Source organism: Streptomyces sp. NPDC036815 (assembly GCF_055609205.1).
Genome location: NZ_JBVJPW010000015.1, coordinates 160,009 through 185,910 on the forward strand (window position 1 = coordinate 160,009; position 25,902 = coordinate 185,910).

A 25,902-nucleotide genomic window follows, 5' to 3' on the forward strand; every position below is an offset into this window, starting at 1 on the left:
CAGCCCCTTGTCACCACGGGTTGTGTCTGATGAGCTGTGGCTTCGGACACAACGGTCGCCCCCGGCAAAGCAGCGCAAGGGAGATGTCGTGAGCAATGAAAGCCTGGCCAACCTCTTGAAGGAGGAGCGTCGCTTCGCGCCGCCGGCGGAGCTGGCAGCCGCCGCCAACGTCACCGCGGAGGCGTACGAGCAGGCCAAGGCTGACCGGCTCGGCTTCTGGGCCGAGCAGGCCCGTCGGCTGACCTGGGCCACGGAGCCGACCGAGACGCTCGACTGGTCGAACCCCCCGTTCGCCAAGTGGTTCGCCGACGGGAAGCTCAACGTCGCGTACAACTGCGTCGACCGCCACGTCGAGGCGGGCAACGGCGATCGCGTCGCGATCCACTTCGAGGGTGAGCCCGGCGACAGCCGGGCCATCACCTACGCCGAGCTGAAGGACGAAGTCAGCCGCGCCGCGCACGCGCTGACCGAGCTCGGCGTGCGGAAGGGCGACCGCGTCGCCGTCTACCTGCCGATGATCCCCGAGGCGGTCGTCGCGATGCTGGCCTGCGCCCGCATCGGCGCCGCCCACTCGGTGGTCTTCGGCGGCTTCTCCGCGGACGCCATCGCCAAGCGCATCGAGGACGCCGACGCCAAGGTCGTCATCACCTCCGACGGCGGCTACCGCCGGGGCAAGCCCTCCGCGCTCAAGCCCGCCGTCGACGAGGCCCTCACCCGCGTATCCGTGGAGAAGGTCCTCGTCGTGCGCCGCACCGGTCAGGACGTGGCGTGGACCGAGGGCCGCGACGTGTGGTGGCACGAGATCACCCAGAAGCAGCCGGCCGAGCACACCCCCGAGGCGTTCGACGCGGAGCACCCGCTCTTCATCCTCTACACCTCCGGCACCACGGGTAAGCCGAAGGGCATCCTGCACACCTCCGGCGGCTACCTCACCCAGGCGGCGTACACCCACCACGCCGTCTTCGACCTCAAGCCCGAGACCGACGTCTACTGGTGCACGGCCGACATCGGCTGGGTCACCGGCCACTCGTACATCACGTACGGCCCGCTGGCCAACGGCGCGACCCAGGTGATGTACGAGGGCACTCCCGACACTCCGCACCAGGGGCGCTTCTGGGAGATCGTGCAGAAGTACAAGGTCTCCATCCTGTACACGGCGCCCACGGCCATCCGCACGTTCATGAAGTGGGGCGACGACATCCCCGCGAAGTTCGATCTCAGCAGCCTGCGGGTGCTCGGGTCGGTCGGCGAGCCGATCAACCCCGAGGCGTGGATGTGGTACCGGAAGAACATCGGCAACGACGCCTGCCCCATCGTGGACACCTGGTGGCAGACCGAGACCGGCGCGATGATGATCTCGCCGCTGCCGGGCGTGACCGAGACCAAGCCGGGCAGCGCCCAGCGCGCCCTGCCCGGCATCTCCGCCACCGTCGTCGACGACGAGGCGAACGAGGTGCCGGACGGTGGTGGCGGCTATCTCGTCCTGACCGAGCCGTGGCCGTCGATGCTGCGCACCATCTGGGGCGACGACCAGCGCTTCCTCGACACGTACTGGTCGCGCTTCGAGGGCCGGTACTTCGCCGGTGACGGCGCAAAGAAGGACGAGGACGGCGACATCTGGCTGCTCGGCCGGGTGGACGACGTGATGCTCGTCTCCGGGCACAACATCTCCACCACCGAGGTCGAGTCGGCGCTCGTCTCGCACCCCGCGGTCGCCGAGGCGGCGGTCGTGGGCGCCGCGGACGAGACGACGGGCCAGGCCATCGTGGCGTTCGTGATCCTGCGGGGCACGGCGAACGCCGACGACGAGGGGCTCGTGGCGGAGCTGCGCAACCACGTGGGTGCCACGCTCGGCCCGATCGCCAAGCCGAAGCGGGTCCTTCCGGTGGCCGAGCTGCCGAAGACCAGGTCCGGCAAGATCATGCGTCGCCTCCTGCGGGACGTCGCGGAGAACCGTGAGCTCGGCGACGTCACCACGCTCACCGACTCGACCGTGATGGACCTCATCCAGACGAAGCTGCCGGCCGCGCCCAGCGAGGACTGACCGCCGGTCAGCGATTGATCCACGTACGCCCGAAGGGCCGTCCGGCAGCGTGCCGGGCGGCCCTTTTGTGCTTAAGGTGAAGATCACCGGATAGGTCCGGGCGTACGTTAGGTAAGCTAAGGATCGCGTCAACGTCGCGACAAGGTTCAGCGTCGCGGCCCGATGGCGCGACGCGAAGAACTCAGGTGCGCCGGGAAGTCTGGTCGGCATGTGCTCTGCCCTGCCCGCCCGACCGGAGGTCGTCTCTCGTGACCGCGCCCGCACCCGCACCCCAAGACAACCGCAAGGTTCTCGGCCGCCTCTCCCTGCCCGAGCGGAACTTCATCGCGGAGGCGCTGCGCGCCGAGACCGTCGGGGGTGTGCTGCTGCTCGTCGCCGCGGTCTCCGCACTGATCTGGGCCAACACGGCCGGCGGCTCCTACGAGTCCGTACGGGGCTTCCACATCGGCCCCGGATCGCTCGGCCTCGACCTCTCCATCCAGCACTGGGCGGCCGACGGACTGCTCGCCGTCTTCTTCTTCGTGGCGGGCATCGAGCTCAAGCGCGAGCTGGTCGCGGGCGATCTGCGCGACCCCAAGGCCGCCGCGCTGCCCGTCGTCGCGGCGCTCTGCGGCATGGCCGTGCCGGCGCTCGTGTACTTCCTGACCAACACCGCGGGCGGCGGCTCGCTCGACGGCTGGGCCGTACCGACCGCCACCGACATCGCCTTCGCGCTCGCCGTCCTCGCGGTCATCGGCACCGCGCTGCCGTCCGCGCTGCGCGCCTTCCTGCTCACCCTCGCCGTCGTCGACGACCTCTTCGCGATCCTGATCATCGCGGTCTTCTTCACCAGTGACCTCAACTTCGCGGCGCTCGGCGGCGCCGTGCTCGGTCTCGCGGTCTTCTGGTTGCTGCTCAGGAAGCGGGTGCGCGGCTGGTACGTCTACGTGCCGCTGGCGCTCGCCATCTGGGGCCTGATGTACAACAGCGGCATCCACGCCACCATCGCGGGCGTCGCCATGGGCCTGATGCTGCGCTGCCACAAGGAGGACGAGAGCGAGGAGCACTCCCCCGGCGAGCACATCGAACATCTCGTACGCCCCCTCTCCGCGGGCCTGGCCGTACCGCTGTTCGCGCTGTTCAGCGCGGGTGTGGTCGTCTCGGGCGGGGCTCTTGGCGATGTGTTCACCAAGCCGGAGACACTCGGCGTGGTCCTTGGTCTGGTGGTCGGCAAGGCGGTCGGCATCTTCGGCGGCACCTGGCTCGCGGCACACTTCACCAAGGCCGAACTGAACGAGGACCTGGCCTGGCCCGACGTGTTCGCGGTCGCCTCGCTGGCCGGCATCGGCTTCACCGTCTCGCTGCTCATCGGCGAACTCGCCTTCACCGAGGACCCGCTGCTCACGGACGAGATCAAGGCGGCCGTCCTGACGGGCTCGCTGATCGCGGCGGTGTTCTCCGGGATCCTGCTGAAGATGCGCAACACCAAGTACCGCAAGCTGTGCGAGGACGAGGAGCGCGACGACGACCTCGACGGCATCCCCGACATCTACGAGATGGACAAGCCGGACTACCACCTGCGGATGGCCGCCATCTACGAGAAGAAGGCCGCGGAGCACCGCAGGCTTGCCGAAGTCTCGGGTGGGGAACGCAAGGACGGCAACGGTCCGGCATGATCTGAGCAGACATATCCAGAAGAGATCAGAAGAGATAAAGGGGAGAACGCGATGAGCTCACCCGACGGCCCCGTCGGCGCCGAGCGCAGCCTCGGCCAACTGGTCGCCACGGCGACCGGCGAGATGTCCGCGCTGGTGCACGACGAGATCGCCCTGGCCAAGGCCCAACTGCGACAGGACGTCAAGCGCGGTGCGGTCGGCGGCGGAGCCTTCGCCGCGGCCGGCGCGGTCCTCATCTTCTCGCTGCCGATGCTGAGCTTCGCGCTCGCCTACGGCATCCGCACCTGGAGCGACTGGAACCTCGCGATCTGCTTCGTGCTGTCCTTCGCCGCCAACGTGCTGGTGGCCGGGGTGCTCGCGCTCATCGGCGTCGTCTTCGCGAAGAAGGCCAAGAAGGGCAAGGGCCCGCAGAAGGTCGCCGCGTCGGCCAAACAGACGGCTGCCGTACTGGGGAACGTCAAGCCGCATCCCCGCCCGGTGAGCCCTGCGGGTGCCGTCGAGGTCCGGGTCGGTGAGACGGGAGCGACTGTGGCACGCTCGTCCTCATGACGGACCCCGCCGCCCCATCGGCCCAACCCCCCGGCTCAGTCGTACGCATCGAGGGGCCCTGGACCCACCGGGACGTGGCCGCCAACGGGGCACGTTTCCACATCGCCGAGATGGGCGACGGGCCACTGGTCCTTCTCCTGCACGGCTTCCCCCAGTTCTGGTGGTCGTGGCGGCACCAGCTGGTGGCGCTCGCCGACGCGGGCTTCCGGGCCGTCGCGATGGACCTGCGGGGCGTGGGCGGCAGCGACCGCACGCCCCGCGGTTACGACCCGGCGAACCTCGCGCTCGACATCACGGGCGTCGTACGTTCCCTCGGCGAGCCCGACGCCGCGATCGTCGGGCACGACCTGGGCGGGTACCTGGCGTGGACCGCGGCCGTGATGCGGCCCAAGCTGGTGCGCCGCCTCGCCGTCTCCTCGATGCCGCACCCGCGGCGCTGGCGCTCGGCGATGCTGTCGGACCGCAGGCAGACGGCCGCGGCCTCGTACGTGTGGGGCTTCCAGCGGCCGTGGGTGCCGGAGCGTCAACTGATCGCCGACGACGCGGCCCTGGTGGGGCGTCTGGTGCGGGACTGGTCCGGCCCCGGACTGCCCGACGACGACGCGGTGGAGACGTACCGGCGAGCCATGTGCATCCCCTCGACGGCGCACTGCTCGATCGAGCCGTACCGCTGGATGGTGCGGTCGATGGCGCGTCCCGACGGCATCCAGTTCAACCGGCGCATGAAGCGTCCGGTGCGGGTGCCGACGCTGCATCTGCACGGATCGCTTGACCCCGTGATGCGTACGAGGAGCGCGGCGGGATCCGGCGAGTACGTCGAAGCGCCGTACCGCTGGCGGCTGTTCGACGGCCTCGGGCACTTCCCGCACGAGGAGGACCCGGTGGCGTTCTCGACGGAGCTGGTGAACTGGCTGAAGGACCCCGAGCCCGACCGGTAGGGAACACTTGTCCTACGAACGCCAATTGCCTCGCGCATAGGCCAATTGGGTCCCCTGCGCGCGGTTACCGACCATGAGGCCCGGGCACACGTCGGGGTATGGGCTGGACGCACGACTACAGTGACGTAGCACGCAATCGCCGCTCGGCCACAGCGCTGAACAGCCACGAGAGGGGCGGGCCACAGGAGCAGGACCATCACGGCCCCCCTCAGGAGATGGGCATTCCCCACATTCTCCGCCGGAGGGCCCGCTGGGTCTCCGCGCGGCTCCGTCACACGCGCGACTGACCCCGCCCTCCGGGCCTCCCGACCGCCGCTCTAGAGCGCGCAGCCCTGGCTGTCGACCTCTTGGTTCGCGGTGCGGCCCCGCTCGATGTCCTCGCGCACCTCGTCCGCCGTCAGCGCATAGCCGGTGTCCGGATCGTCGAGGGACTTCGCGAAGACCACGCCGTAGACCTTGCCGTCGGGCGTGAGCAGCGGGCCGCCGGAGTTGCCCTGGCGGACGGTCGCGTAGAGCGAGTACACATCGCGGTGCACGGTGCCGCGGTGGTAGATGTCCGGGCCGTTGGCCGTGATGCGGCCCCGCACGCGTGCGGGGCGGACGTCGTAGGGCCCGTCCTCGGGGAAGCCCGCGACGATGGCACCGGCGCCGCTGGACGCGTCCTTGGGCGTGAACTGCAGGGGCGGGGCCTTCAGCGCGGGCACGTCCAGGACGGCGATGTCGCGCTCCCAGTCGTAGAGGACGACCTTCGCGTCGTACGTCTGGTTCTGATCGCCTATCTGGACGGTCGGCTCGTCCACGCCGCCGACCACGTGGGCGTTGGTCATCACGCGGCGGTCCGCGAAGACGAAGCCGGTGCCTTCGAGGACCTTGCCGCAGGAGCGGGCCTCACCGCGGACCTTCACGATGGAGCGCTTGGCCTTCGTGGCGACCTTGCTCTTGGCGAGCTTGGCGTCCGGCGGCTGGACCTCCTTGATGGGCTCGTTCGAGAACGGGCTGAAGACCTGCGGGAAGCCGTTCTGCGCGAGGACCGAGGAGAAGTCGGCGAACCAGGTGTCGGCCTGGCCCGGCAGGGTGCGGGAGACGCCGAGGAGGACCTTGGAGTTGCGCACTTCCTTGCCGAGGGTCGGCAGCGTCGTGCCCGCGAGGGCGGAACCGATCAGCCAGGCGACGAGGAGCATCGCCACGACGTTGACCAGCGCGCCGCCGGTCGCGTCGAGGGCGCGGGCGGGCTGCCAGGTGATGTATCTGCGCAGCTTGTTGCCGAGATGGGTGGTGAAGGCCTGGCCGATCGACGCACAGACGATCACGATGACGACCGCCACCACCGCCGCGGTCGTACTCACCGTGGCCGCGTCGTCGTCCGTGAGGGCGTCCCAGACGATCGGCAGGAGATAGACGGCCACGAGACCGCCGCCCAGGAACCCGGTCACCGAGAGGATGCCGACCACGAAGCCCTGGCGGTACCCCACGACCGCGAACCACACGGCGGCGAGCAGCAGCAGGACGTCCAGCACGTTCACCGATTCAATCCTCGCCTCGCATCGCGGTCGCCCGTTCCACGCAACCTTGTCATGCGCGCCAGTCGAGCGGGACCTGCCTACTGCGGTCCCAAGGGCGCTCCCAGCCCGCGAAGTGCAGGATTCTATCGATCACGCCGGCCGTAAAGCCCCAGACCAGGGCGGACTCGACGAGGAAAGCAGGGCCGTGGTGGCCGCTGGGGTGGATCGCCGTCGCCCGGTTCGCCGGGTCCGTGAGATCGGCCACGGGGACCGTGAAGACCCGGGCCGTCTCGTTCGGGTCGACGACGCCCACCGGGGTCGGGGTGCGCCACCAGCCGAGCACGGGCGTCACGACGAAGTCGCTCACCGGGATGAAGAGGCGGGGCAGCTCGGCGAAGAGCTGGACGCCTCGCGGATCGAGCCCCGTCTCCTCCTCGGCCTCGCGCAGAGCGGCGCGCAGCGGCCCCTCGCCCTGCGGGTCGCCGTCCTCGGGGTCGAGGGCGCCGCCGGGGAAGGAGGGCTGCCCGGCGTGCGAACGGAGGGATCCGGCACGCTCCATCAGGAGCATCTCGGGGCCTTTTTCGCCCTCTCCGAAGAGGACGAGTACGGCGGACTGGCGTCCGGCGCCGCTCTCCGGAGGCAGGAAGCGGCTCAGTTGGAGCGGCTTGACGGTCCGGGCGGCGTGCACGACCGGGTCGAGCCAGGAGGGCAGGCCGACGGTGCTGAGCAGGGGGTGACCGTCCTGATCTGTGGGTTGGTGGGTGGGGAGGGTGGTACGGGTGCTGCTGCTGGTGCGAGTGCTGTTGCTGGGTGTGTTCGTGCTGTGGGTGTGGTTCACGGTGTTGTTGATGCTCGCCGTGTGCGAGTCGCTCGCCATGTGCGAGTCGCTCGCCGTGTTCTTGGTGCTCGCCGTGTCCGTCGTATCGCTCGCGTGCGTCATCGGCACCCCCGTCCGTCTCTGGACAACGCTCTTTCCCCTCGGGTTCGTTCCGTCCGCCGTCGGTGTCACCCCGCGGCGAGCGGCGGCGCGGGCTTGCCCGGGTAGTCCGACGGGGGCTTGAGGCGCTGGCCGGGGAAGCCGCCCATCTCGTACTTCAGCAGCTTCTTCGCCTTCTCCGGATCGGTCTCACCCTCTCCGTACGACGGGCAGAGCGGGGCGATCGGGCAGGCGCCGCAGGCGGGCTTGCGGGAGTGGCAGATGCGGCGGCCGTGGAAGATCACGCGGTGCGAGAGCATCGTCCACTCGCTCTTCGGGAAGAGCGCGGCGATCGCCGCCTCGACCTTCACCGGGTCGGTCTCCTCGGTCCACTTCCAGCGGCGGACCAGGCGGCCGAAGTGGGTGTCCACGGTGATGCCGGGCACTCCGAAGGCGTTGCCCAGGACGACGAACGCGGTCTTGCGGCCCACTCCGGGCAGCTTGACGAGGTCGTCGAGGCGGCCCGGCACCTCGCCCCCGAAGTCGTCCCGCAGCGCCTTGGCCAGGCCCATGATCGACTTGGTCTTCGCCCGGAAGAAGCCGGTCGGCCTGATCAGCTCCTCGACCTCCTCGGGGACGGCCGCGGCCAGGTCCTCCGGAGTCGGGTACTTGGCGAAGAGGCGCGGGGTCGTCTGGTTCACCCGGAGGTCGGTGGTCTGGGCGGAGAGCACCGTGGCGACCAGGAGCTCGAACGGGTTCTCGAAGTCCAGCTCGGGGTGTGCGTACGAGTACACCTCCGCCAGCTCGCGGTTGATCCGCCGGGCGCGGCGGACCAGGGCGGCGTGGGACTCCGTCCGGGTACCGGCGGTCGCGGGCTTCCCGACCGGGGTGGCGGCCTTCTTGGCGGCCGTCTTCTTGGCGGCCGTCTTCTTGGCGGCCGTCTTCTTGGCGGCCGTCTTCTTGGCGGCCGTCTTCTTGGCAGGTGCCTTCTTGGCGGGTGCCTTCTTCGCCGTGGTCTTCTTCGCCGTAGCCTTCTCCGGCGCGGGCGTCGTCTTCTTCTTTGCGTTCACAGGGTCGACCTCTTCACCGGGGACGCCAGGGGAGCTGTCCGTTTTGTCGCTTTCTCAGGAGTACCGGACGCATGTTCGCCCACAGCGGAATAACGGGGTGCGGTCACCTGCTCAGCCCCCTCGGCCTGCGCTCTCACCGGCTTTTTGGACACCCGGCCAGCCTAGAGCCCGGCACTGACATCCGTCCCTGACCCCATGGATCGGCCCCCAATTGGCCCCCTCCCGCACAGCTTGCGACGCCGGTGCGGCAGACTTGTGACTGATCACACTGTTTGGACCGTCCAGCAAAACGGGGAACACGGTCCCCTGATATGACGGGGGAATCAAGATCCCAGATCCCCTGAGCAGGTCGACAAGGAGAGAACTCGTGGACGACGTTCTGCGGCGCGCCCCGCTCTTCGCGGCGCTCGATGACGAGCAGGCCGCGGAGCTCCGCGCCTCCATGAGTGAGGTGACGCTCGCGCGCGGGGATGCGCTTTTCCATGAGGGCGACCCCGGAGACCGCCTGTACGTGGTCACCGAGGGCAAGGTGAAGCTCCACCGCACCTCGCCCGACGGCCGGGAGAACATGCTCGCTGTGCTCGGCCCCGGCGAGCTCATCGGAGAGCTGTCGCTCTTCGACCCGGGCCCGCGGACCGCCACGGCGTCCGCCCTCACCGAGGTCAAGCTGCTCGGCCTCGGCCACGGCGACCTCCAGCCCTGGCTGAACGCCCGGCCCGAGGTGGCCGCCGCGCTGCTGCGCGCCGTCGCCCGACGCCTTCGTAAGACCAATGACCAGATGTCCGACCTGGTCTTCTCCGACGTGCCCGGGCGGGTGGCCCGCGCGCTCCTCGACCTGTCCCGCCGCTTCGGCGTCCAGTCCGAAGAGGGCATCCACGTCGTGCACGACCTCACGCAGGAAGAGCTCGCCCAGCTGGTCGGCGCCTCCCGCGAGACGGTCAACAAGGCGCTCGCGGACTTCGCGGGCCGCGGCTGGCTCCGCCTGGAGGCCCGCGCCGTGATCCTGCTGGACGTGGAGCGGCTGGCCAAGCGGTCGCGCTGACGCCGTGTCCGTACGCCGATGGGCCCTGCCTCCCGGGAGGCAGGGCTCATCGGCGTTCCCGCGTCAGATCAGGCCGTGCTCCCGCAAGTAGTCCAGCTGTGCCCTGACCGAGAGTTCCGCTGCGGGCCACAGGGAGCGGTCCACGTCGGCGTACACGTGCGCGACGACGTCCGCGGCCTCGACGTGGCCGTTCTCCACCGCCGTCTCGACCTGGGCCAGCCGGTTGGCGCGGTGCGCGAGGTAGAACTCGACGGCACCCTGGGCGTCCTCCAGGACCGGCCCGTGGCCCGGCAGGACCGTGTGCACGCCGTCGTCGACCGTCAGGGAGCGCAGCCGCCGCAAGGAATCCAGGTAGTCGCCCAGACGGCCGTCGGGGTGCGCCACGACCGTGGTGCCGCGGCCGAGGATCGTGTCGCCCGTCAGGACCGCCCGGTCGGCCGGGAGGTGGAAGCAGAGCGAGTCCGCGGTGTGGCCGGGGGTGGCGACGACGCGCATCTCCAGGCCGCCCGTGGTGATCACGTCACCGGGTGCCAGGCCCTCGTCACCGAGGCGCAGGGCGGGGTCCAGGGCGCGGACGTGAGTACGGGTCAGCTCGGCGAAGCGGGCCGCGCCCTCGGCGTGGTCGGGGTGGCCGTGGGTGAGAAGCGTCAGGGCGACGCGCTTGCCCGCCTTCTCGGCGGTCTCGACGACGTGGCTCAGGTGCGTGTCGTCCAGCGGGCCCGGGTCGATGACCACCGCGAGCGGTGAGTCCGGCTCGGAGACGATCCAGGTGTTGGTGCCGTCCAGGGTCATCGCGGAGGGGTTGGGCGCGAGGACGTTGACCGCGCGGGTGGTGGCGGGGCCGCTGAGGACTCCGCCGCGCGGCTGGCCGGGGAGGGCGGCGGCATCGGTCATGCGGGGGTGACTCCTGTCTGGGCTGGGGGCCAGGGGCTGGGGGCTGAGGGCAGGTGCTCTCGGGGCCGTACGGGGCCGTACGGGGCGATGCGGGGTGAGCGGGTCTCTGGAGCCTCTGAGGGGCGTTCAGCCGCTTGTGGAGCGTTGCGGGGTGGCGCGGGCCCCTGCGGGCTGCGGGTGCGGCGCCTGGGGCTCGTCTGTGGGTGCGGGGCCGCGGGGGTATGTACGTACTCGCCATCACTGCGCGCCACGCCTCAAGAACAAGGACGCCAGAGGGCGCTCAGGGCTCCGTGCGCGCACACCCCCACGTCCCCTCCTGTCTCGATTCCTGTCTCGATTCCTGTCTCGATCGCGGCCGACCGCCGTCCCGGGGCCGCTCCGGGTGGCGTCATTGGGGAGTGCTCGTCGCGATGTGCTTCGTGAACTCGTCGTGGCCCGGCCAGGACAGGATCAATTCGTCGCCCTCCAGACGCGCTTGGGCCAGGACCGGCGTCATGTCCCGGGACGGGGCCGCGGCCAGGGCGGCCAGGGGCGACGGGTGCGCGGTCAGGGACCGCAGGGTCGCGATCGTGGGCGGCATCATCAGGAGTTCGCCCGCGTCGTAGCGGGCCGCCGCCTCGGACGGGGTGATCCAGACCGTGCGGTCGGCCTCCGTGGAGGCGTTGCGGGTGCGCTGGCCCTCGGGCAGCGCGGCCACGAAGAAGAACGTGTCGTAGCGCTTGGGCTCGAACTCCGGGGTGATCCAGCGGGCCCACGCGGCCAGGAGGTCGCTGCGCAGGTACAGGCCCCGGCGGTCCAGGAACTCCGCGAAGGAGAGGTCGCGGGCCACCAGCGCCTCGCGCTCCGCCTCCCAGTCGTCGCCCGTGGTGTCGCCGACGACCGTCTCCGGAGTCGGCCCCGCGAGCAGCACGCCCGCTTCCTCGTACGTCTCACGGACCGCCGCGCAGACGATCGCCTGGGCTGCGGCCTCGTCGTCGACGCCCAGGCGGGCCGCCCAGGACGCGCGCGCGGGACCCGCCCAGCGCACCAGGTGGTCGTCGTCGCGCGGGTCGACCCCGCCGCCCGGATACGCGTACGCGCCCCCGGCGAAGGCCATGGAGGCGCGTCTGCGCAGCATGTGTACTTCCGGCTCGCCGTCGCCCTCTCCGAGGAGCATGACGGTCGCGGCGCGGCGCGGGGTCGCCGGAGTCAGCTCGCCGCTCGCGAGGGCGCGGATGCGGTCGGGCCACTCCGGGGGGTACCACTGCCCATTTGCCATGGGCGGAGGCTATCCCCTAGTGAGCTGATGTTCGAGAGGCAACTATCGGTGCCTCTAGGGGCCCCGGTACGCGATGCCGGTGCCCCACGAGGCCGAAATGGCTACGCCTCCGTCAGCTCCACCTGGATCTCGACCTCGACCGGAGCGTCCAGCGGGAGCACGGCCACACCCACGGCACTGCGCGCGTGCACGCCCTTCTCGCCGAGGACCTCACCGAGGAGCTCGCTTGCGCCGTTGATCACGCCGGGCTGGCCCGTGAAGTCCGGGGCGGACGCGACGAAGCCGACGACCTTCACGACGCGCGCGACGCGGTCCAGGTCACCGGCGACCGACTTGACCGCGGCGAGCGCGTTCAGCGCGCAGGTGCGGGCCAGGTCCTTGGCCTCCTCGGGGGTGACCTCGGCGCCGACCTTGCCGGTCACGGCGAGCTTGCCGTCCACCATCGGGAGCTGGCCCGCGGTGTAGACGTACACACCGGACTGGACGGCCGGCTGGTAGGACGCCAGCGGCGGCACGACCTCGGGCAGCGTCAGGCCGAGCTCGGCGAGGCGGGCGTCGACTGCGCCGCTCATGCCTGCTTCTCCCGCTTCAGGTAGGCCACGAGCTGCTCGGGGTTGTTCGGCCCGGGCACGACCTGGACCAGCTCCCAGCCGTCCTCGCCCCAGGTGTCAAGAATCTGCTTCGTGGCGTGGACGAGCAGAGGCACGGTTGCGTATTCCCACTTGGTCATGTGGCCGACTGTAGTCGGTGTGACGGGTTGCTCAGGGTGGGCTCCTGCATGGTCCGGGCGGCGACTGGTTAGGCTCGGAAGGGTGAGCAGGCTCCAGGTCGTCAGCGGCAAGGGCGGTACCGGCAAGACCACGGTGGCCGCGGCCCTCGCGCTCGCCCTGGCGAGTGAGGGAAAACGCACCCTCCTCGTCGAGGTCGAGGGCAGGCAAGGCATCGCGCAGCTCTTCGAGACGGAGGCGCTGCCCTATGAGGAGCGGAAGATCGCCGTCGCTCCCGGGGGCGGGGAGGTGTACGCCCTCGCCATCGACCCCGAGCTGGCGCTGCTCGACTACCTCCAGATGTTCTACAAGCTGGGGGGCGCGGGACGGGCCCTGAAGAAGCTCGGGGCCATCGACTTCGCGACGACGGTCGCGCCGGGCCTGCGGGACGTCCTGCTGACCGGCAAGGCCTGCGAGGCAGTGCGCAGGAAGGACAAGAGCGGGCGCTACGCGTACGACTGCGTGGTGATGGACGCCCCGCCGACCGGCCGCATCACCCGTTTCCTGAACGTGAACGACGAAGTCGCCGGGCTCGCGAAAATAGGGCCCATACACAATCAGGCGCAGGCCGTGATGCGGGTCCTCAAGTCCCCCGAGACGGCCGTGCACCTGGTCACCCTCCTGGAGGAGATGCCCGTCCAGGAGACGGCGGACGGCGTGGCGGAGCTGCGGGCGGCGCAACTGCCCGTGGGACGGCTCATCGTGAACATGGTGCGCCCCACCCTGCTGGACGAGGCCTCGCTGAAGCTGGGCCTGGAGCAGGCGCCCCGTGCGGCCGTCGCCAAGTCCCTGTCCACCGCCGGACTCGGCGGTGCGCGGCGCGGCGGGGCCGCCGAGCGCCTGGTCGACCCGCTCCTGGAACAGGCCGCCGAGTACGCCGAGCGGTCCGCCCTTGAGCGCGGTCAGCGCGCCCTCCTGACGGAGTTCGGTCAGCCTCTGCACGAACTCCCGCTCCTCGCGGGCGGGATGGACCTCGCGGGTCTCTACGAGCTCGCCACGGAACTGCGGAAGCAAGGGATCGCATGACCAGCGAGCGCACGACCCGGACGACGACACGGACGCTGGAGCCCGGCCTCGCGCTGGACGTGGACGCCCTGATCGACGACCCGGAGACCCGGATCGTGGTGTGCTGCGGCTCCGGCGGCGTCGGCAAGACGACCACGGCGGCCGCCATCGGGCTGCGCGCGGCGGAGCGCGGCCGTAAGACCGTCGTGCTCACCATCGACCCGGCGCGCAGGCTCGCGCAGTCCATGGGCATCGACTCGCTCGACAACGTGCCGCGCCGGGTCGAGGACATCGACGGCTCCGGCGAACTGCACGCCATGATGCTCGACATGAAGCGCACCTTCGACGAGATCGTCGAGGCGCACACGGACAAGGAACGCGCCAAGGCGATCCTCAACAACCCCTTCTACCAGTCGCTTTCGGCGGGCTTCGCGGGCACGCAGGAGTACATGGCGATGGAGAAGCTGGGGCAGCTGCGCTCCCGCGACGAGTGGGACCTGATCGTCGTCGACACGCCGCCCTCGCGCTCGGCCCTGGATTTCCTCGACGCCCCCAAGCGCCTCGGGTCCTTCCTCGACGGCAAGTTGATCCGCGTCCTGATGGCGCCGGCGAAGGTGGGCGGCCGGGCCGGGATGAAGTTCCTGAACGTCGGCATGTCGATGATGACGGGCGCCCTCGGCAAGCTGCTCGGCGGGCAGTTGCTGCGTGACGTGCAGATGTTCGTGACGGCGATGGACAGCATGTTCGGCGGGTTCCGCACCCGGGCCGACGCGACGTACCGGCTGCTGCAGGCGCCCGGCACGGCGTTCCTCGTGGTGGCCTCGCCGGAGCGGGACGCCCTGCGGGAGGCCGCGTACTTCGTGGAGCGCCTCGCCGCGGACGACATGCCGCTCGCGGGCCTCGTACTGAACCGTGTGCACGGCAGCGGCGCCGCTCAGCTGTCGGCCGAGCGGGCCGTCGCCGCCGCGGAAAATCTTGAGGAACGCCGCATTGTGGATCAGGAGGACGGGAAGGTAGGAGTTCGTAACTCCCCCGAGAATTCCGCGACTTCAGAGAATCCCGCGCCGTCCGAAGCCCCCGCGAATCCCGAGGACCCCTCTTCCGAGGCTCCCGCTTCCGAGTCCCATCAGTCCCATGAGCCGGTGACCGACGCGTGCGTCGAGCAGATGACCGCCGGTCTCCTGCGCCTGCACGCCGAGCGCATGCAGTTGCTCGTACGCGAACAGCGCACGCGTGATCGTTTCACCGCGCTCCACCCCGAGGTCGCGGTGGCCGAAGTGGCCGCGCTTCCCGGTGATGTGCATGACCTCGCGGGGCTCCGGGCCGTAGGGGACCGGCTGGCGGGCTGACGCGACGCGGGGATCACCCTCGTCGCTCGGGCCCGGCCGTGGGGGTTCTCATCGCCCCGTGGGGGAGGCCGTCGCCCCGACGGACGATCGGTCTACCCCACTGCCGCGTAGCTCTCGTACGTCTCCTCGTCCTCCAAGTCCACGGGCAACAGGCCCGCACCGCGCTCGTACTCGGAGCGCGCAGTCTCCAGGAGCCTGCGCCATGAGGTGACGGTGGGGCGCCTGCGCAGCAGTGCGCGGCGCTCTCGCTCCGTCATGCCACCCCACACGCCGAACTCGACGCGATTGTCCAGCGCGTCGGCCAGGCACTCGGTCCGCACCGGACATCCGGTGCACACCGCCTTGGCCCTGTTCTGCGCTGCTCCTTGAACGAATAGTTCATCCGGATCGGTAGTGCGGCAGGCCGCCTGCGCACTCCAGTCGGTTACCCAGCCCATACCGGCGCCGTCCTCTCCCGAATCGAGGCTCCCCCACGGCGGCAGCGGCATATTCACCGCCGCCAGTTGAGGACGTTACGGAAGGTGGGCACAGCGCAACACCCCCTTCGGGCCCAATCTTGAATGGCCCGAACGGACTATGCGTAAGCGGCAGATCACCCGACGGAGTGAGCTGGCGACATCCGTGCGGAAACCGGCATTCCGGGGCAGTTCAGTTGAGTCACAACGGACGCCGAGCGTCACATAAGGCGAATTCGGACAGGAATTCGCCGGATTCGGGAGCGGGGAGGATCTGGTGCCGAACCGCAGGGCCGTGACAGTTGAGAGCAGCTTAGGCCAAGGCATTGAGGCCTGTCCGGCGAATCAGAACGTCGGCAGCGCACACTTCTGAGGCGCCAGGTGACCGGCTTGCCACCGGGGCCGGAGGTGCCGGAGGTACGCGAACATCCCGAGGAAGCCTCGCTCCCTCGGAACCCCGGCGGCGACGGATTAGGCTGCCCTCATGGGAAAGAAGCGCTCGGGCGGTGGTCTGTCACCAACTCAGCAGGCCGCGAAGTTCCTCGGAGTCAGCGTCCTGGCGGGTGCGGTGCTGGCCGGGATCGCCCTGCCCGCGGCCGGAGCGCTGGGCCTCGCGGCCAAGGGTTCGGTCGAAGGGTTCGACGAGATCCCCGCCAATCTCAAGCAGCCGCCGCTCAGTCAGCGCACCACGATCCTCGACAACAAGGGCGGCCAGATCGCCACGGTCTACTCGCGTGACCGCACGGTCGTCCCGCTCAAGGACATCTCGCCGTACATGCAGAAGGCGATCGTCGCGATCGAGGACTCCCGCTTCTACGAGCACGGCGCGGTCGACCTGAAGGGCATCCTGCGCGCGCTCAACCAGAACGCGCAGAGCGGTGGCGTCTCGCAGGGCGCGTCCACGCTGACGCAGCAGTACGTGAAGAACGTCTTCGTGGAGGAGGCGGGCGACGACCCGACGAAGGTCGCCGAGGCCACCCAGCAGACGCTCGGCCGCAAGATCCGCGAGCTGAAGTACGCGATTCAGGTCGAGGACAAGCTGGGCAAGAAGCGCATCCTCAAGAACTACCTGAACATCACCTACTTCGGTCAGCAGGCGTACGGCATCGAGGCCGCGGCCCAGCGGTACTTCTCCAAGCCCGCCAAGGACCTGTTGGTCCAGGAGGCCGCGCTGCTCGCCGGCATCGTGCAGTCCCCCAGCCGGTACGACCCGGTCAACGACTCGGCGGAGGCCACCAAGCGGCGCAACGTGGTGCTGCAGCGCATGGCCGACACGCACGACATCTCCCAGCAGCAGGCCGACGACGCCAAGAAGACCGAACTCGGTCTGAAGGTGAGCCGCCCCAAGAACGGCTGCATCACCTCGGTGAGCGGCGCGGGCTTCTTCTGTGACTACGTGCGCGAGGTGTTCCTCAACGACCCGGTCTTCGGCAAGACGAAGGAAGAGCGGGCCAAGATCTGGAACCGGGGCGGCCTGAAGGTCCGCACGACCCTCGACCCGCAGGCGCAGGACTCCGTGCAGGCGTCGATAAAGGATCACGTGAACAAGACCGACGACGTGGCGACCGCCGCCTCGATCGTCGAGCCGGGCACCGGCAAGATCCTCGGCATGGGCCAGTCGCGTCCCTACGGCTTCAAGAAGGACGAGACCACGATCAACCTCTCCGTGGACCACTCCATGGGGGGCGGCGCGGGCTACCAGCCCGGTTCGACGTTCAAGCCGATCGTCGCGGCGGCGGCCCTGGAGGGCGGCAAGTCGGCCGGGCAGAGCTACGCCTCGCCGTACGAAATGCCGTACCCGAAGCGGGTGTCCACCTGTGACGGCAGGCAGTGGGTGAACTCGGGCAACGCGAAGCTGACCAACGAGAACGAGTCCGAGGTCGGCCCCTACGGCATGCAGGAGGCGACCGCGAAGTCGGTCAACACCTACTACGTGCAGCTCATCGGCGACATCGGCATCTGCCCGGTGACGAAGCTGGCCGCCAGGATGGGCGTCAAGCGCGCCGACGGGAAGCCGATGGACCAGGCGCCGTCCATCGCCCTCGGCACCCAGGAGATGTCGCCGCTGACGATGGCGGGCGCGTACGCGACCTTCGCCTCGCGCGGCACGTACTGCACGCCGATCGCCATCGAGTCGATCAACACGCTCGGCGGCAAGTCGCTGCCGGTGCCGAAGTCGTCGTGCTCGCGCGCGATGTCGCAGCGGACCGCCGACACCGTCAACACGCTCCTGAAGGGCGTGGTCGAGGACGGTACGGGCAAGCAGGCCGGTCTCGGCTCCCGCCCCAGCGCGGGCAAGACGGGTACGACCGACTACCGCTACGCCGCCTGGTTCGTGGGCTACACCCCGAACATGTCGGGCGCCGTCTGGGTCGGCGACCCGCAGCACAAGCGGCAGATGGTCGACATCACCATCGGCGGGGTCCCGTACGACAAGGTCTTCGGTGGTGAGGTGCCCGGCCCGATCTGGCGCGACGCGATGAGCGGCGCCCTCGCGGGCAAGCCGGGCCCCGGCTTCAACACCGTCCACATCCCCGGCGGGGACAAGGGCAGGGGCGGGGACCACGGCCGCGACCACGACGACGACAAGCCGGGCGGTGGCGGCGGCCACGACGGTGGCAATGGTGGCGGCAACGGCGGGAGTGGCAACGGCGGAGGCGGCGACCCCTGGCCGAACATCCCGGACCCGTCGGACGTCCTCGGCGGCAATGGCAACGGCGGGAACGGAAACGGGAACGGCATCGGGGGCGGGTTCGGCGGCTGGCCGCGGTAGCCCTTCGGCCGTACGTGGATGAGGGCGCCCCCTGAGCCAGGGGGCGCCCTCATCCACGTATCACCCGTGTCTCTGTCTCTCAGCCCGCGAGGAGCTTCTTGACCGTGGCGGCGACGCGGCCGCCCTCGGCCAGGCCCGCGACCTTCGGGTTCACGATCTTCATGACCTGGCCCATGGCGCGCGGGCCCTCGGCACCGGCGGCCCTGGCCTCCGCGACGGCCGCGGCGACGATCTCCTGGAGCTCGTCGTCGGAGAGTTGCTTGGGGAGGTACTCGGCGAGGATCTCGCCCTCCGCCTTCTCCTTCGCCGCCTGCTCGGCACGGCCGCCCTCGGCGAAGGCCTCGGCGGCCTCACGGCGCTTCTTGGCCTCCCGGGCGATCACCTTCTGCACCTCGTCGTCGGAGAGCTCACGGGCCGTCTTGCCCGAGACCTCCTCCTTCGTGATCGCGGTGAGGGTCAGCCGGAGCGTCGAGGAGCGCAGCTCGTCGCGCCCCCGGATCGCGGCGGTGAGGTCTTCGTGCAGCTTCGACTTGAGCGTGGTCATGGGTTGATTGTGGCAGGTGCGCAGGGTCGGCCGCCCGCCGATTTCCGCTGGGTGGGCGCGGGTTGCCCCTACGGGCCTGCCCGGAGGCCGCCCGGAGCCCCGCCCGGGGTTTGACACGCTGTCTGACACGATGGGGGAATGCGCGCGCGATACGCAGTACCCCTGGGCATCACGGCGACGGCCGCGGCCGGTCTCGCCTACTCGGTGGGCTTCGAGGCCCGTTCCTTCCGGCTGAGGCGGGTCACGGTGCCCGTACTGCCGTCGGGGATGCGTCCCTTGCGGGTCCTCCAGGTCTCCGACATCCACATGGTGTCCGGACAGCGCAAGAAGCAGCGGTGGCTGCGCTCGCTGGCGGGGCTGCGCCCCGACTTCGTCGTCAACACGGGCGACAACCTCTCCGACCCCGAGGGCGTCCCGGAGACGCTGGACGCGCTCGGCCCGCTGATGGAGTTCCCCGGGGCGTACGTCTTCGGCTCGAACGACTACTACGGCCCGAAGCCGCGCAACCCCGCCCGCTACCTCGTCGAGAAGGTGCAGGGCAAGCACGGCCTGAACGGCAACGCGCCCGCGGTCGGCGTCATCCACAACCCGTGGGAGGGCCTGCGCGACGGGTTCGACGCGGCGGGCTGGGTGAACCTCACGAACACGCGGGGCTCGCTGAAGATCGACGGGTACGAGATCGGGCTCACGGGGGTGGACGACCCGCACATCAAACGCGACCGGTACGCGCGCGTGGCGGGCGGTCCGGACGCCGGGGCCGACTTCTCGATGGGCATCGTGCACGCCCCGTACCTGCGTGCCCTCGACGCCTTCACCGCGGACGGCTACCCGCTGGTCCTCGCCGGCCACACCCACGGCGGTCAGGTGTGCATCCCCTTCTACGGGGCACTGGTCACCAACTGCGACCTGGACACCGACCGCGTGAAGGGCCTCTCCACGCACGAGGCGGAGGGGCGGACGTCGTTCCTCCACGTATCGGCCGGGTGCGGGGCGAACCGCTACACGCCGATGCGGTTCGCGTGCCCTCCGGAGGCGACGCTGCTCACGCTGACGGCGCGGGGCTGAGGGTGCGGGTCTGAGGGCGCGGGCCTGAAGGCGCGGGTGACGGTGGACGTCGCGCGGGCTTGACGGCACGAGTGGCGGCGGGCGTCGGCGCGGTCTCGCATCGCCTCGTGCCGATGCTTACCGTGGGGACATGATCGCTCCGATACGTCCCATACATCCCCTTCGTAAGGTACGTCCGGGTCCGGGTGTCCCCGCGGAGGCGGTCGTGCCGCCCGTACGCCGCCCCCTCGTGGCCGTCTTCCGCGCCCTGATCGCGCTGGCCGCGGTGACCGGCATCGTGATCGACCTGGTCCTCGGCAGCCCGCCGCGCGTCCTCAGCTACTTCACGATCCAGAGCAACGTGCTGGTGGCCGTGGTCCTCGGCCTCGCCGCCCGGCGCGCCTGGCGGGGCCGCCCTCCGCTGCCGCCCTGGCTCTGCGGCGGCACGGTCCTCTTCATCGCGATCACGGGCCTCGTCTACCACCTGATCCTTGCCAACGACGCGAGCGGCTTCTCGATGACCGACGACGCCGAGGCCCTCTCCGCGATGCCGGCCACGTCCGGCTGGCACTCCCTCTCCAACCAGCTCCTGCACACGGTGACGCCGATCGGCGTGGCCCTCGACTGGCTGCTGCTCACCGGGCCGGGCGGCCTGCGCCTGCGCCACGCGGGCCTGTGGCTGCTCTATCCCCTCGCCTACCTGGCCTTCGCCCTGGCCCGCGGCCCCCTGCTGCCCCCGGGCCCGCCGGCCCGCTACCCGTACCCGTTCCTGGACGTCGACATCCACGGCTACCCGGGCGTCCTGGGCAACGCCGCCCTCTTCGGCCTGGCCTTCGCCGCCCTCGCCCTGCTCGTCCTCCTCCTGGACCGCCTCCGCCCCCGACCCCGGCCCTCCGAAAACCGGATTTCGTCTCAGGGCGCCGGTCCGCTAAAGTAATCCGTGTCGCCACGGCCTGCACCGCAGACCGCTGGAGCAACGACATCGGGGTGTAGCGCAGCTTGGCAGCGCGCTTCGTTCGGGACGAAGAGGTCGTGGGTTCAAATCCCGCCACCCCGACAGCTGAAACACCAGGTGAGGCGCCTACTCTCAAGAGTAGGCGCCTCACCTGTTTCTGCGTGGGCGTGCGACGTTTCCGCGTGGGCGCGCGACGGGCGGGAGATCTCCTCCAGCGGGGCTCCGTCGTCGGTGCCGCGATAGGTGAACCAATGCCGTGCCCGAATACGGGGAGTGGGGAGTCGCGCCGTAGCGGCCTGATTCCTCTGCTCGCGATTCCGCCGGTATGGCCGGGCCGCTCCGGTATGGCCGGGCCGCTCCCCCTTGAGTCCCGCGTTCGAGACTGAGGCTGCGACTGAGTCTTGAGTCTTCCTCTACCGGGGCACTAATTCCTCCCGTCGCTCCCGCCTTTCCGTCGGCGCGTCCGATGCCCCGGAAACCTTGATCGGGCTTCGCGTTCTCGGCCGCAGGGTCCTTGTTGAACGCATAAAGGTCCCCGGGGGACCGAAATACTGTCGCCACAGGGAAGTCGGGCGCACGAGACGACAGACCGCGTCGTATCGGTGCCGGTCCCTCCCCTCGTGGGGACCGGCACCGATCGACGCGGACAGCGCCGACCGCCGTGTAACTGCGTATCGACGCGGATCGGGGGAAATCGGGATCCGCGTTCGATGGGAAAGCGGTCCCGGTATGGCCGACTGCACGCATCTGTCGAGCCCACGCGACGAACCCGGTGTGACTCCGGCGCAAGGCGGGCTCAGAACGATCGGTGGTGTGGGCCACCTCTGCGAGCCCTGAGCCGGTGACCTGCCCGGACGCTGCGTGGTTGGTTCGCTACTGCGACGAGATCCTGCCAGTTGCGGCTCCCCGGGAGGAGGCTCCGGTCCTGTCCGGACGACTTCTGCGCAGGTCAGCCGTATAAAGTGAGTTTTCCGGTCCGGATGTCCAGGTGCGGCGGAAGTAAGGGGTGGAGGCCTTGAGTTCCGACTCAGGGGCACGCACGAGCTTCGCGGAACGTCTCGCGCTGCTGTACAAGGAGGCCGGTAATCCGCCCCTCAAACGTGTGGCCGAAGCGGTCGTCCGGCTCCAGCGCGTCGACGAGCGGGGGCGTGCCGTACGCGTGTCCGCGCAGCGGATCAGCGACTGGCGGCGGGCCAAGAACGTGCCGGCCCAGTTCGCCGCCCTCGCCGCGGTGCTGCACGTCCTGATCCCCGAAGCGCGGCGCGAGCGGCCCACGCCGGTCTCCACGGGGCTGTACGACATGACCCAGTGGCACCGCCTCTGGGAGCGCGCGGTGGCCGACCCGGTCGGCGAACGCGCCGCGGGGGGCGACGAGGACGAGAGCGCGGCGGCGGCCGAGGCGGTGGCCGTCCCGAGCGTGTGCCCGTACCGGGGGCTCGCCTCGTACCGGCAGGAGGACGCCCAGTGGTTCTTCGGCCGGGACCGGAGCACCGGGGCGCTGCTGAAGCAGCTCCGCGCGGCGGAGGAGACCGGTGGCCTGGTCATGCTGGTGGGCGCCTCGGGGGCGGGGAAGTCCTCGCTGCTCAACGCCGGTCTCGTACCCACCTTGCAGAGCGGCGCGCTCGGCGGCGAGGACGGTCTCCAGGCCGGTCCGGTGCTGCAGCTCGTGCCGGGGAACGACCCGCTCGGGGAGCTGACCCGGCAGATACCCGAACTCGCGCCCGCCGTCGCGGCGGCCGCGGACGAACCGGTGGAGGACGAGGCCGGGGCTGGGCCGGGGTCCGGGTCCGGGTCTTCGGTGTGGTTCGTCCGGGCCGTGCGGGACGGCATCGCCGCCTGGGCCGCCCGCTCGGGGGCACGTTCGGAGTCGGCGGCACCTTCGGCGGCAGGGACGTCCTCGGCGGCAGGGGCGCCCTCGGGCGCCGCGCGGGGCCGACCCGTCGTCATCGTCGACCAGTTCGAGGAGATTTTCACCCTTTGTCCCGATGAGTCGACCAGGCGCGCCTTCGTCCGCCTGCTGCACGCCGCCTGTGTTCCGCCCGCCCCGGCCGAGGGCGAGCCGGACCGGGACGCGGCCGCGCTCGTCGTCCTCGGCATCCGCGCCGACTTCTACGAGGAGTGCCTCGGCCATCCCGAGCTGGCCGACGCCCTCCAGCACCGGCACATGGTGCTCGGCCCGCTGACCTCCGCGGAACTGCGCAAGGCCGTGACCGGGCCGGCCAAGGCCGTCGGCCTCGAACTCGAACCGGGCCTCGCCGAGCTGATCGTGCGGGAGGTGAGCACGGACGGGCCCCGCGGGGCGCACGACGCGGGCGTGCTGCCGCTCCTCTCGCACGCCCTGCTCGCGACCTGGCAGCGGCGCAAGACGGGGCGGCTCACGCTGGCCGGTTACCGCGCGGCGGGCGGCATCCAGGGGGCCGTGGCGGCGACCGCCGAGCGTGCCTGGTCCGGGCTCGATCCGGCGGCCCGGACGGCCGCGCGGCTGCTCCTGCTCCGCCTCGTGCGGCTCGGCGAGGACACCCAGGCCACCCGGCGCCGGGGTACGCGCCGACAGCTGGCGGAGGAGTCGACGGACCCCCACAAGACGGAGGAGTCCCTCGAAGCGCTGGTCCGCGCCCGGTTGGTGACGCTCGACGCGGAGACCGTGGAGATCACGCACGAAGCGCTGCTGCACGCCTGGCCCCGGCTGCGCGACTGGATCGACGAGGACAGGAACGACCACCTGCTGCGCCAGCGCCTTGAAGAGGACGGCAAGGCCTGGGAGGACTCCGAGCGCGACTCCTCGCTGCTCTACCGGGGTTCCCGCCTCGAGCAGGCGCGCGCCTGGGCGAAGAGCGCCGGGGACACGTTCCTGACGCGGGGTGCGATGGAGTTCCTCGCCGCTTCGGCCAGGCTGCGCAAGCGCACCGTCTGGATCGCCCGGGGCGCGGTGGCGGCCCTGGTCGTGCTCGCGGTGGTCGCCGTCGTCTCGGCGGTGGTCGCCCGGCAGCAGCGGGACGACGCCGTGTTCGAGCAGGTGGTCGCGGAGGCCGACCGCGCCCAGCACACGGACCCGTCGCTCTCCGCCCAGCTCGACCTGGTGGCGCACCGGCTGCGGCCGGGCGACGCGGCGACCCGCAACCGGCTGATCTCGATCGTGAACGCGCCGCTCGCCACACCGCTCCTCGGCCACAAGGGCGCCGTCTACCTCACGTCCTTCAGCAAGAACGGACGCGTGCTCGCCACCGCCAGCTACGACCGGACCGTACGGCTGTGGGACGTGTCCGACCTGGCGCACCCCAAGCCGCTGGGCAAGCCGCTGACCGGCCACAAGAGCTGGGTGAGCACCGCGGTGTTCAGCCCGGACGGCAAGACGCTCGCCAGCGCGTCGGACGACGGGACGCTGCGGCTGTGGGACGTGCGGGACCCGCGTCACCCGCGGCTGATCGGCGCTCCCGTGCCGGGACACGGGGGCACGATCTATCTGCTCGCGTTCAGCCCGGACGGCCGGACCCTGGCCTCCGCCAACGAGGATCACGCCGTACGCCTCTGGGACATCGACGACCTGGCGCGGCCGAAGGCGATCGACACGCTGACCGGGCACACGGCCGCCGTGCGCTCCGTGGCGTTCGCCCCTGACGGGCGCACCCTCGCGGCCGGCGGAGACGACGGCACGATCAGGCTGTGGAACACGGCCGACCGCCGGCGCCCCGAGCCGGTCGACAGGGTGCTGCGGGGCCATACGAGCACGGTGCACTCGGTGGCCTTCAGCCCCGACGGCACCACGCTGGCCAGCGGCGGCGCGGACAGCACGATCCGGCTCTGGGGCGTCGCCGACCCCCGCAGGGCGAAGTCGCTCGGCACCCCGCTCACCGGCCACACGGGCCCCCTGTGGTCCGTGGCCTTCAACCCCTCGGGAAGCATGCTCGCGGCGGCCAGCGCGGACAGCACGGCCAGTCTGTGGAACGTCCGCGACCCGTCGCATCCGTCGCAGGTCGGCGAGCCGCTCGCGGGCAGCAGCGGGGAGATGTACGCCCTCGGCTTCAGCCCCGACGGACGGACGCTCGCCACCGGGACCGGCGACAACAAGGTCCGTCTGTGGTCCATCCCGCCCTCGGACATGCTGGGCCGCGACGGTGCGTTCCGTCCCGACGGGAAGGTGCTCGCGACGGCTGCGGGCGACGAGAAGGTCCGCCTATGGGACGTGGCGAAGCCCGACCGGCCCGTGGCCCTCGGACGGCCGTTCAAGCCCGGGAAGGGGAACCTGCGTTCGCCGGTCTTCTCCCCCGACGGCCGTACGCTCGCGGTGCTCACGGGCAACCGCGCGGTGCAGCTGTGGAACGTCGCCGACCCGAAGCACCCCGTCCCCCACGGGCCGCCCGTAGCGCTGCGGACGCGGTTCGCGGCCGCGCTGGCCTTCAGTCCGGACGGGCGCACGCTCGCGTCCGCCGACACCGACCGCACCATCCAGCTGTGGAACGTCAGCTCACCGTCGCACCCGCGCAGGCTCGGCCGGCCGCTCACCGGCCATCAGGGGTACGTCAACTCCCTCGCGTTCAGCAACGATGGGCGGACGCTCGCGAGCGGCAGCGCGGACGGCACCGTACGGCTGTGGAACGTGACCGATCCGCGCGGCGCCACCCCTCGCGGTGCGCCCCTCACCGGGCACCTGGGCCCGGTCAACCGGGTCGCCTACAGCCCGGACGGCCGCGCCCTGGCCAGCGGCAGCGACGACGGCACGGTCCGGCTCTGGGACATCTCCGACCCGAACCGGGCGCCGCGGCGGGCCGCCACCCTGACGGGGCACACCGACGCGGTCGTGTCGCTGACGTTCGGCGAGGACGGCACCCTGGCGACCGGCGGCAACGACAACACGGTCCGGCTCTGGGACGTGGCCGACCCCTTCGACGCCTCGGCCATCGGCCAGTCGATGAGCCCGAACGCCAAGACGGGCAGTTTCCTGGTGTTCAGCCCGCAGAGCCACATGCTCGGGGTGTCCAGCGGCACCGATACGGTCCGGCTGTGGGACTTGGACACCGACGAAGCCGTTAAGCGCATTTGCTCGACCACGCGGGGCGTTCTGACGCGGGGGAAATGGGATGAGTATCTGCCGCGGCTCTCGTACGAGCCGCCGTGCGACGACTGACTAAGGGGTGCTGTTTC

Annotated in this window: 21 protein-coding genes and 1 tRNA gene; 13 read left to right on the forward strand and 9 right to left on the reverse strand. The window is 70.7% G+C overall.

The genetic code is table 11. The features are described from left to right. The first annotated feature begins 88 nt into the window (after positions 1-88). The 5 genes from acs to ACZ69I_RS27310 all read left to right on the forward strand — a co-directional run bounded on the left by acs (position 89) and on the right by ACZ69I_RS27310 (position 5,473). Positions 89-2,044, forward strand: a complete 1,956-nt coding sequence (gene acs / locus ACZ69I_RS27290) for an acetate--CoA ligase (protein ID WP_467674166.1) — start codon at positions 89-91, stop codon at positions 2,042-2,044. A 248-nt stretch (positions 2,045-2,292) separates the two neighbouring features. Continuing rightward, positions 2,293-3,699, forward strand: a complete 1,407-nt coding sequence (gene nhaA, locus ACZ69I_RS27295) for a Na+/H+ antiporter NhaA (RefSeq protein ID WP_470835240.1) — start codon at positions 2,293-2,295, stop codon at positions 3,697-3,699. A 51-nt stretch (positions 3,700-3,750) separates the two neighbouring features. After that, the gene (locus ACZ69I_RS27300; protein WP_389717432.1) at positions 3,751-4,248 is read left to right on the forward strand and encodes a phage holin family protein; all 498 of its coding nucleotides are present in this window, start codon (positions 3,751-3,753) and stop codon (positions 4,246-4,248) included. Continuing rightward, a complete protein-coding gene (locus ACZ69I_RS27305) occupies positions 4,245-5,186 on the forward strand; it encodes an alpha/beta fold hydrolase (protein ID WP_470835242.1) in 942 nt (313 codons plus the stop codon). Before ACZ69I_RS27300 ends, ACZ69I_RS27305 begins: the two co-directional genes overlap by 4 nt. A 98-nt stretch (positions 5,187-5,284) precedes the next feature. Continuing rightward, a complete protein-coding gene (locus ACZ69I_RS27310) occupies positions 5,285-5,473 on the forward strand; it encodes a hypothetical protein (RefSeq protein ID WP_467674173.1) in 189 nt (62 codons plus the stop codon). 30 nt (positions 5,474-5,503) lie between these two features. Here the strand turns inward: ACZ69I_RS27310 and ACZ69I_RS27315 are convergent, their stop codons facing one another. From ACZ69I_RS27315 to nth, 3 genes are all read right to left on the reverse strand, one after another. Beyond that, positions 5,504-6,709 (reverse strand): MarP family serine protease, encoded by a 1,206-nt coding sequence (locus tag ACZ69I_RS27315; protein WP_467674175.1) that lies wholly within the window; start codon positions 6,707-6,709, stop codon positions 5,504-5,506. A 49-nt stretch (positions 6,710-6,758) separates the two neighbouring features. Beyond that, positions 6,759-7,418: an NUDIX hydrolase gene (locus ACZ69I_RS27320; RefSeq protein ID WP_470835268.1), complete on the reverse strand. Its 660-nt coding sequence runs from the start codon at positions 7,416-7,418 to the stop codon at positions 6,759-6,761. Between the two features lie 275 nt (positions 7,419-7,693). Next, the gene (gene nth, locus ACZ69I_RS27325; RefSeq protein ID WP_470835244.1) at positions 7,694-8,674 is read right to left on the reverse strand and encodes an endonuclease III; all 981 of its coding nucleotides are present in this window, start codon (positions 8,672-8,674) and stop codon (positions 7,694-7,696) included. Between the two features lie 367 nt (positions 8,675-9,041). Between nth and ACZ69I_RS27330 the strand changes: the two genes are divergently transcribed. After that, positions 9,042-9,716 carry a Crp/Fnr family transcriptional regulator gene (locus ACZ69I_RS27330; RefSeq protein ID WP_016642758.1) on the forward strand — a complete coding sequence of 225 codons (675 nt, stop codon included), beginning with the start codon at positions 9,042-9,044 and terminating at the stop codon, positions 9,714-9,716. 63 nt (positions 9,717-9,779) lie between these two features. Here the strand turns inward: ACZ69I_RS27330 and ACZ69I_RS27335 are convergent, their stop codons facing one another. The 4 genes from ACZ69I_RS27335 to ACZ69I_RS27350 all read right to left on the reverse strand — a co-directional run bounded on the left by ACZ69I_RS27335 (position 9,780) and on the right by ACZ69I_RS27350 (position 12,598). Beyond that, positions 9,780-10,610, reverse strand: coding sequence for an MBL fold metallo-hydrolase (locus tag ACZ69I_RS27335; protein ID WP_467674179.1), 831 nt, complete (start codon positions 10,608-10,610; stop codon positions 9,780-9,782). A gap of 388 nt (positions 10,611-10,998) precedes the next feature. Continuing rightward, the gene (locus ACZ69I_RS27340; RefSeq protein WP_470835246.1) at positions 10,999-11,868 is read right to left on the reverse strand and encodes an NUDIX hydrolase; all 870 of its coding nucleotides are present in this window, start codon (positions 11,866-11,868) and stop codon (positions 10,999-11,001) included. Between the two features lie 101 nt (positions 11,869-11,969). Further along, positions 11,970-12,440 carry a RidA family protein gene (locus ACZ69I_RS27345; RefSeq protein ID WP_467674183.1) on the reverse strand — a complete coding sequence of 157 codons (471 nt, stop codon included), beginning with the start codon at positions 12,438-12,440 and terminating at the stop codon, positions 11,970-11,972. Then, a complete protein-coding gene (locus tag ACZ69I_RS27350; RefSeq protein ID WP_003975360.1) occupies positions 12,437-12,598 on the reverse strand; it encodes a DUF4177 domain-containing protein in 162 nt (53 codons plus the stop codon). Before ACZ69I_RS27350 ends, ACZ69I_RS27345 begins: the two co-directional genes overlap by 4 nt. A gap of 82 nt (positions 12,599-12,680) precedes the next feature. Between ACZ69I_RS27350 and bagA the strand changes: the two genes are divergently transcribed. Further along, positions 12,681-13,661 carry an ATPase BagA gene (bagA, locus tag ACZ69I_RS27355; RefSeq protein WP_470835248.1) on the forward strand — a complete coding sequence of 327 codons (981 nt, stop codon included), beginning with the start codon at positions 12,681-12,683 and terminating at the stop codon, positions 13,659-13,661. Continuing rightward, the gene (bagB, locus tag ACZ69I_RS27360; RefSeq protein WP_470835249.1) at positions 13,658-14,989 is read left to right on the forward strand and encodes an ATPase BagB; all 1,332 of its coding nucleotides are present in this window, start codon (positions 13,658-13,660) and stop codon (positions 14,987-14,989) included. The genes bagA and bagB overlap by 4 nt, the downstream gene beginning before the upstream one ends. A 92-nt stretch (positions 14,990-15,081) precedes the next feature. On the opposite strand, the gene ACZ69I_RS27365 is transcribed toward bagB, so the two are convergent. Further along, positions 15,082-15,426 carry a WhiB family transcriptional regulator gene (locus ACZ69I_RS27365; RefSeq protein WP_030782081.1) on the reverse strand — a complete coding sequence of 115 codons (345 nt, stop codon included), beginning with the start codon at positions 15,424-15,426 and terminating at the stop codon, positions 15,082-15,084. Between the two features lie 502 nt (positions 15,427-15,928). Between ACZ69I_RS27365 and ACZ69I_RS27370 the strand changes: the two genes are divergently transcribed. Further along, positions 15,929-18,217, forward strand: coding sequence for a transglycosylase domain-containing protein (locus tag ACZ69I_RS27370; protein ID WP_470835251.1), 2,289 nt, complete (start codon positions 15,929-15,931; stop codon positions 18,215-18,217). 79 nt (positions 18,218-18,296) lie between these two features. On the opposite strand, the gene ACZ69I_RS27375 is transcribed toward ACZ69I_RS27370, so the two are convergent. Continuing rightward, complete coding sequence (locus ACZ69I_RS27375; RefSeq protein ID WP_470835252.1) at positions 18,297-18,761, reverse strand: GatB/YqeY domain-containing protein; 465 nt, start codon at positions 18,759-18,761, stop codon at positions 18,297-18,299. A 138-nt stretch (positions 18,762-18,899) separates the two neighbouring features. Between ACZ69I_RS27375 and ACZ69I_RS27380 the strand changes: the two genes are divergently transcribed. The 4 genes from ACZ69I_RS27380 (at position 18,900) to ACZ69I_RS27395 (ending at position 25,885) form a co-directional block, all read left to right on the forward strand. Beyond that, entirely contained in the window at positions 18,900-19,826 is a 927-nt protein-coding gene (locus tag ACZ69I_RS27380) for a metallophosphoesterase (protein ID WP_470835253.1), read from the forward strand. A 205-nt stretch (positions 19,827-20,031) separates the two neighbouring features. Next, positions 20,032-20,742, forward strand: a complete 711-nt coding sequence (locus ACZ69I_RS27385; RefSeq protein WP_470835255.1) for a Pr6Pr family membrane protein — start codon at positions 20,032-20,034, stop codon at positions 20,740-20,742. Between the two features lie 46 nt (positions 20,743-20,788). Beyond that, a tRNA-Pro gene (locus tag ACZ69I_RS27390) sits at positions 20,789-20,862 on the forward strand. A gap of 904 nt (positions 20,863-21,766) precedes the next feature. Then, positions 21,767-25,885, forward strand: coding sequence for an nSTAND1 domain-containing NTPase (locus ACZ69I_RS27395; protein WP_470835257.1), 4,119 nt, complete (start codon positions 21,767-21,769; stop codon positions 25,883-25,885). Positions 25,886-25,902 lie beyond the last annotated feature (17 nt).

What these genes read in the sequence shown, in the direction of transcription:
- bagB (WP_470835249.1), top strand. Translation starts at nt 13,658, where the DNA reads ATGACCAGCGAGCGCACGACCCGGACGACGACACGGACGCTGGAGCCC.
- ACZ69I_RS27300 (WP_389717432.1), top strand. Translation starts at nt 3,751, where the DNA reads ATGAGCTCACCCGACGGCCCCGTCGGCGCCGAGCGCAGCCTCGGCCAA.
- ACZ69I_RS27380 (WP_470835253.1), top strand. Translation starts at nt 18,900, where the DNA reads ATGCGCGCGCGATACGCAGTACCCCTGGGCATCACGGCGACGGCCGCG.
- ACZ69I_RS27370 (WP_470835251.1), top strand. Translation starts at nt 15,929, where the DNA reads ATGGGAAAGAAGCGCTCGGGCGGTGGTCTGTCACCAACTCAGCAGGCC.
- ACZ69I_RS27335 (WP_467674179.1), bottom strand. Translation starts at nt 10,610, where the DNA reads ATGACCGATGCCGCCGCCCTCCCCGGCCAGCCGCGCGGCGGAGTCCTC.
- ACZ69I_RS27340 (WP_470835246.1), bottom strand. Translation starts at nt 11,868, where the DNA reads ATGGCAAATGGGCAGTGGTACCCCCCGGAGTGGCCCGACCGCATCCGC.
- ACZ69I_RS27345 (WP_467674183.1), bottom strand. Translation starts at nt 12,440, where the DNA reads ATGAGCGGCGCAGTCGACGCCCGCCTCGCCGAGCTCGGCCTGACGCTG.
- ACZ69I_RS27310 (WP_467674173.1), top strand. Translation starts at nt 5,285, where the DNA reads ATGGGCTGGACGCACGACTACAGTGACGTAGCACGCAATCGCCGCTCG.
- ACZ69I_RS27375 (WP_470835252.1), bottom strand. Translation starts at nt 18,761, where the DNA reads ATGACCACGCTCAAGTCGAAGCTGCACGAAGACCTCACCGCCGCGATC.
- ACZ69I_RS27350 (WP_003975360.1), bottom strand. Translation starts at nt 12,598, where the DNA reads ATGACCAAGTGGGAATACGCAACCGTGCCTCTGCTCGTCCACGCCACG.
- ACZ69I_RS27305 (WP_470835242.1), top strand. Translation starts at nt 4,245, where the DNA reads ATGACGGACCCCGCCGCCCCATCGGCCCAACCCCCCGGCTCAGTCGTA.
- ACZ69I_RS27365 (WP_030782081.1), bottom strand. Translation starts at nt 15,426, where the DNA reads ATGGGCTGGGTAACCGACTGGAGTGCGCAGGCGGCCTGCCGCACTACC.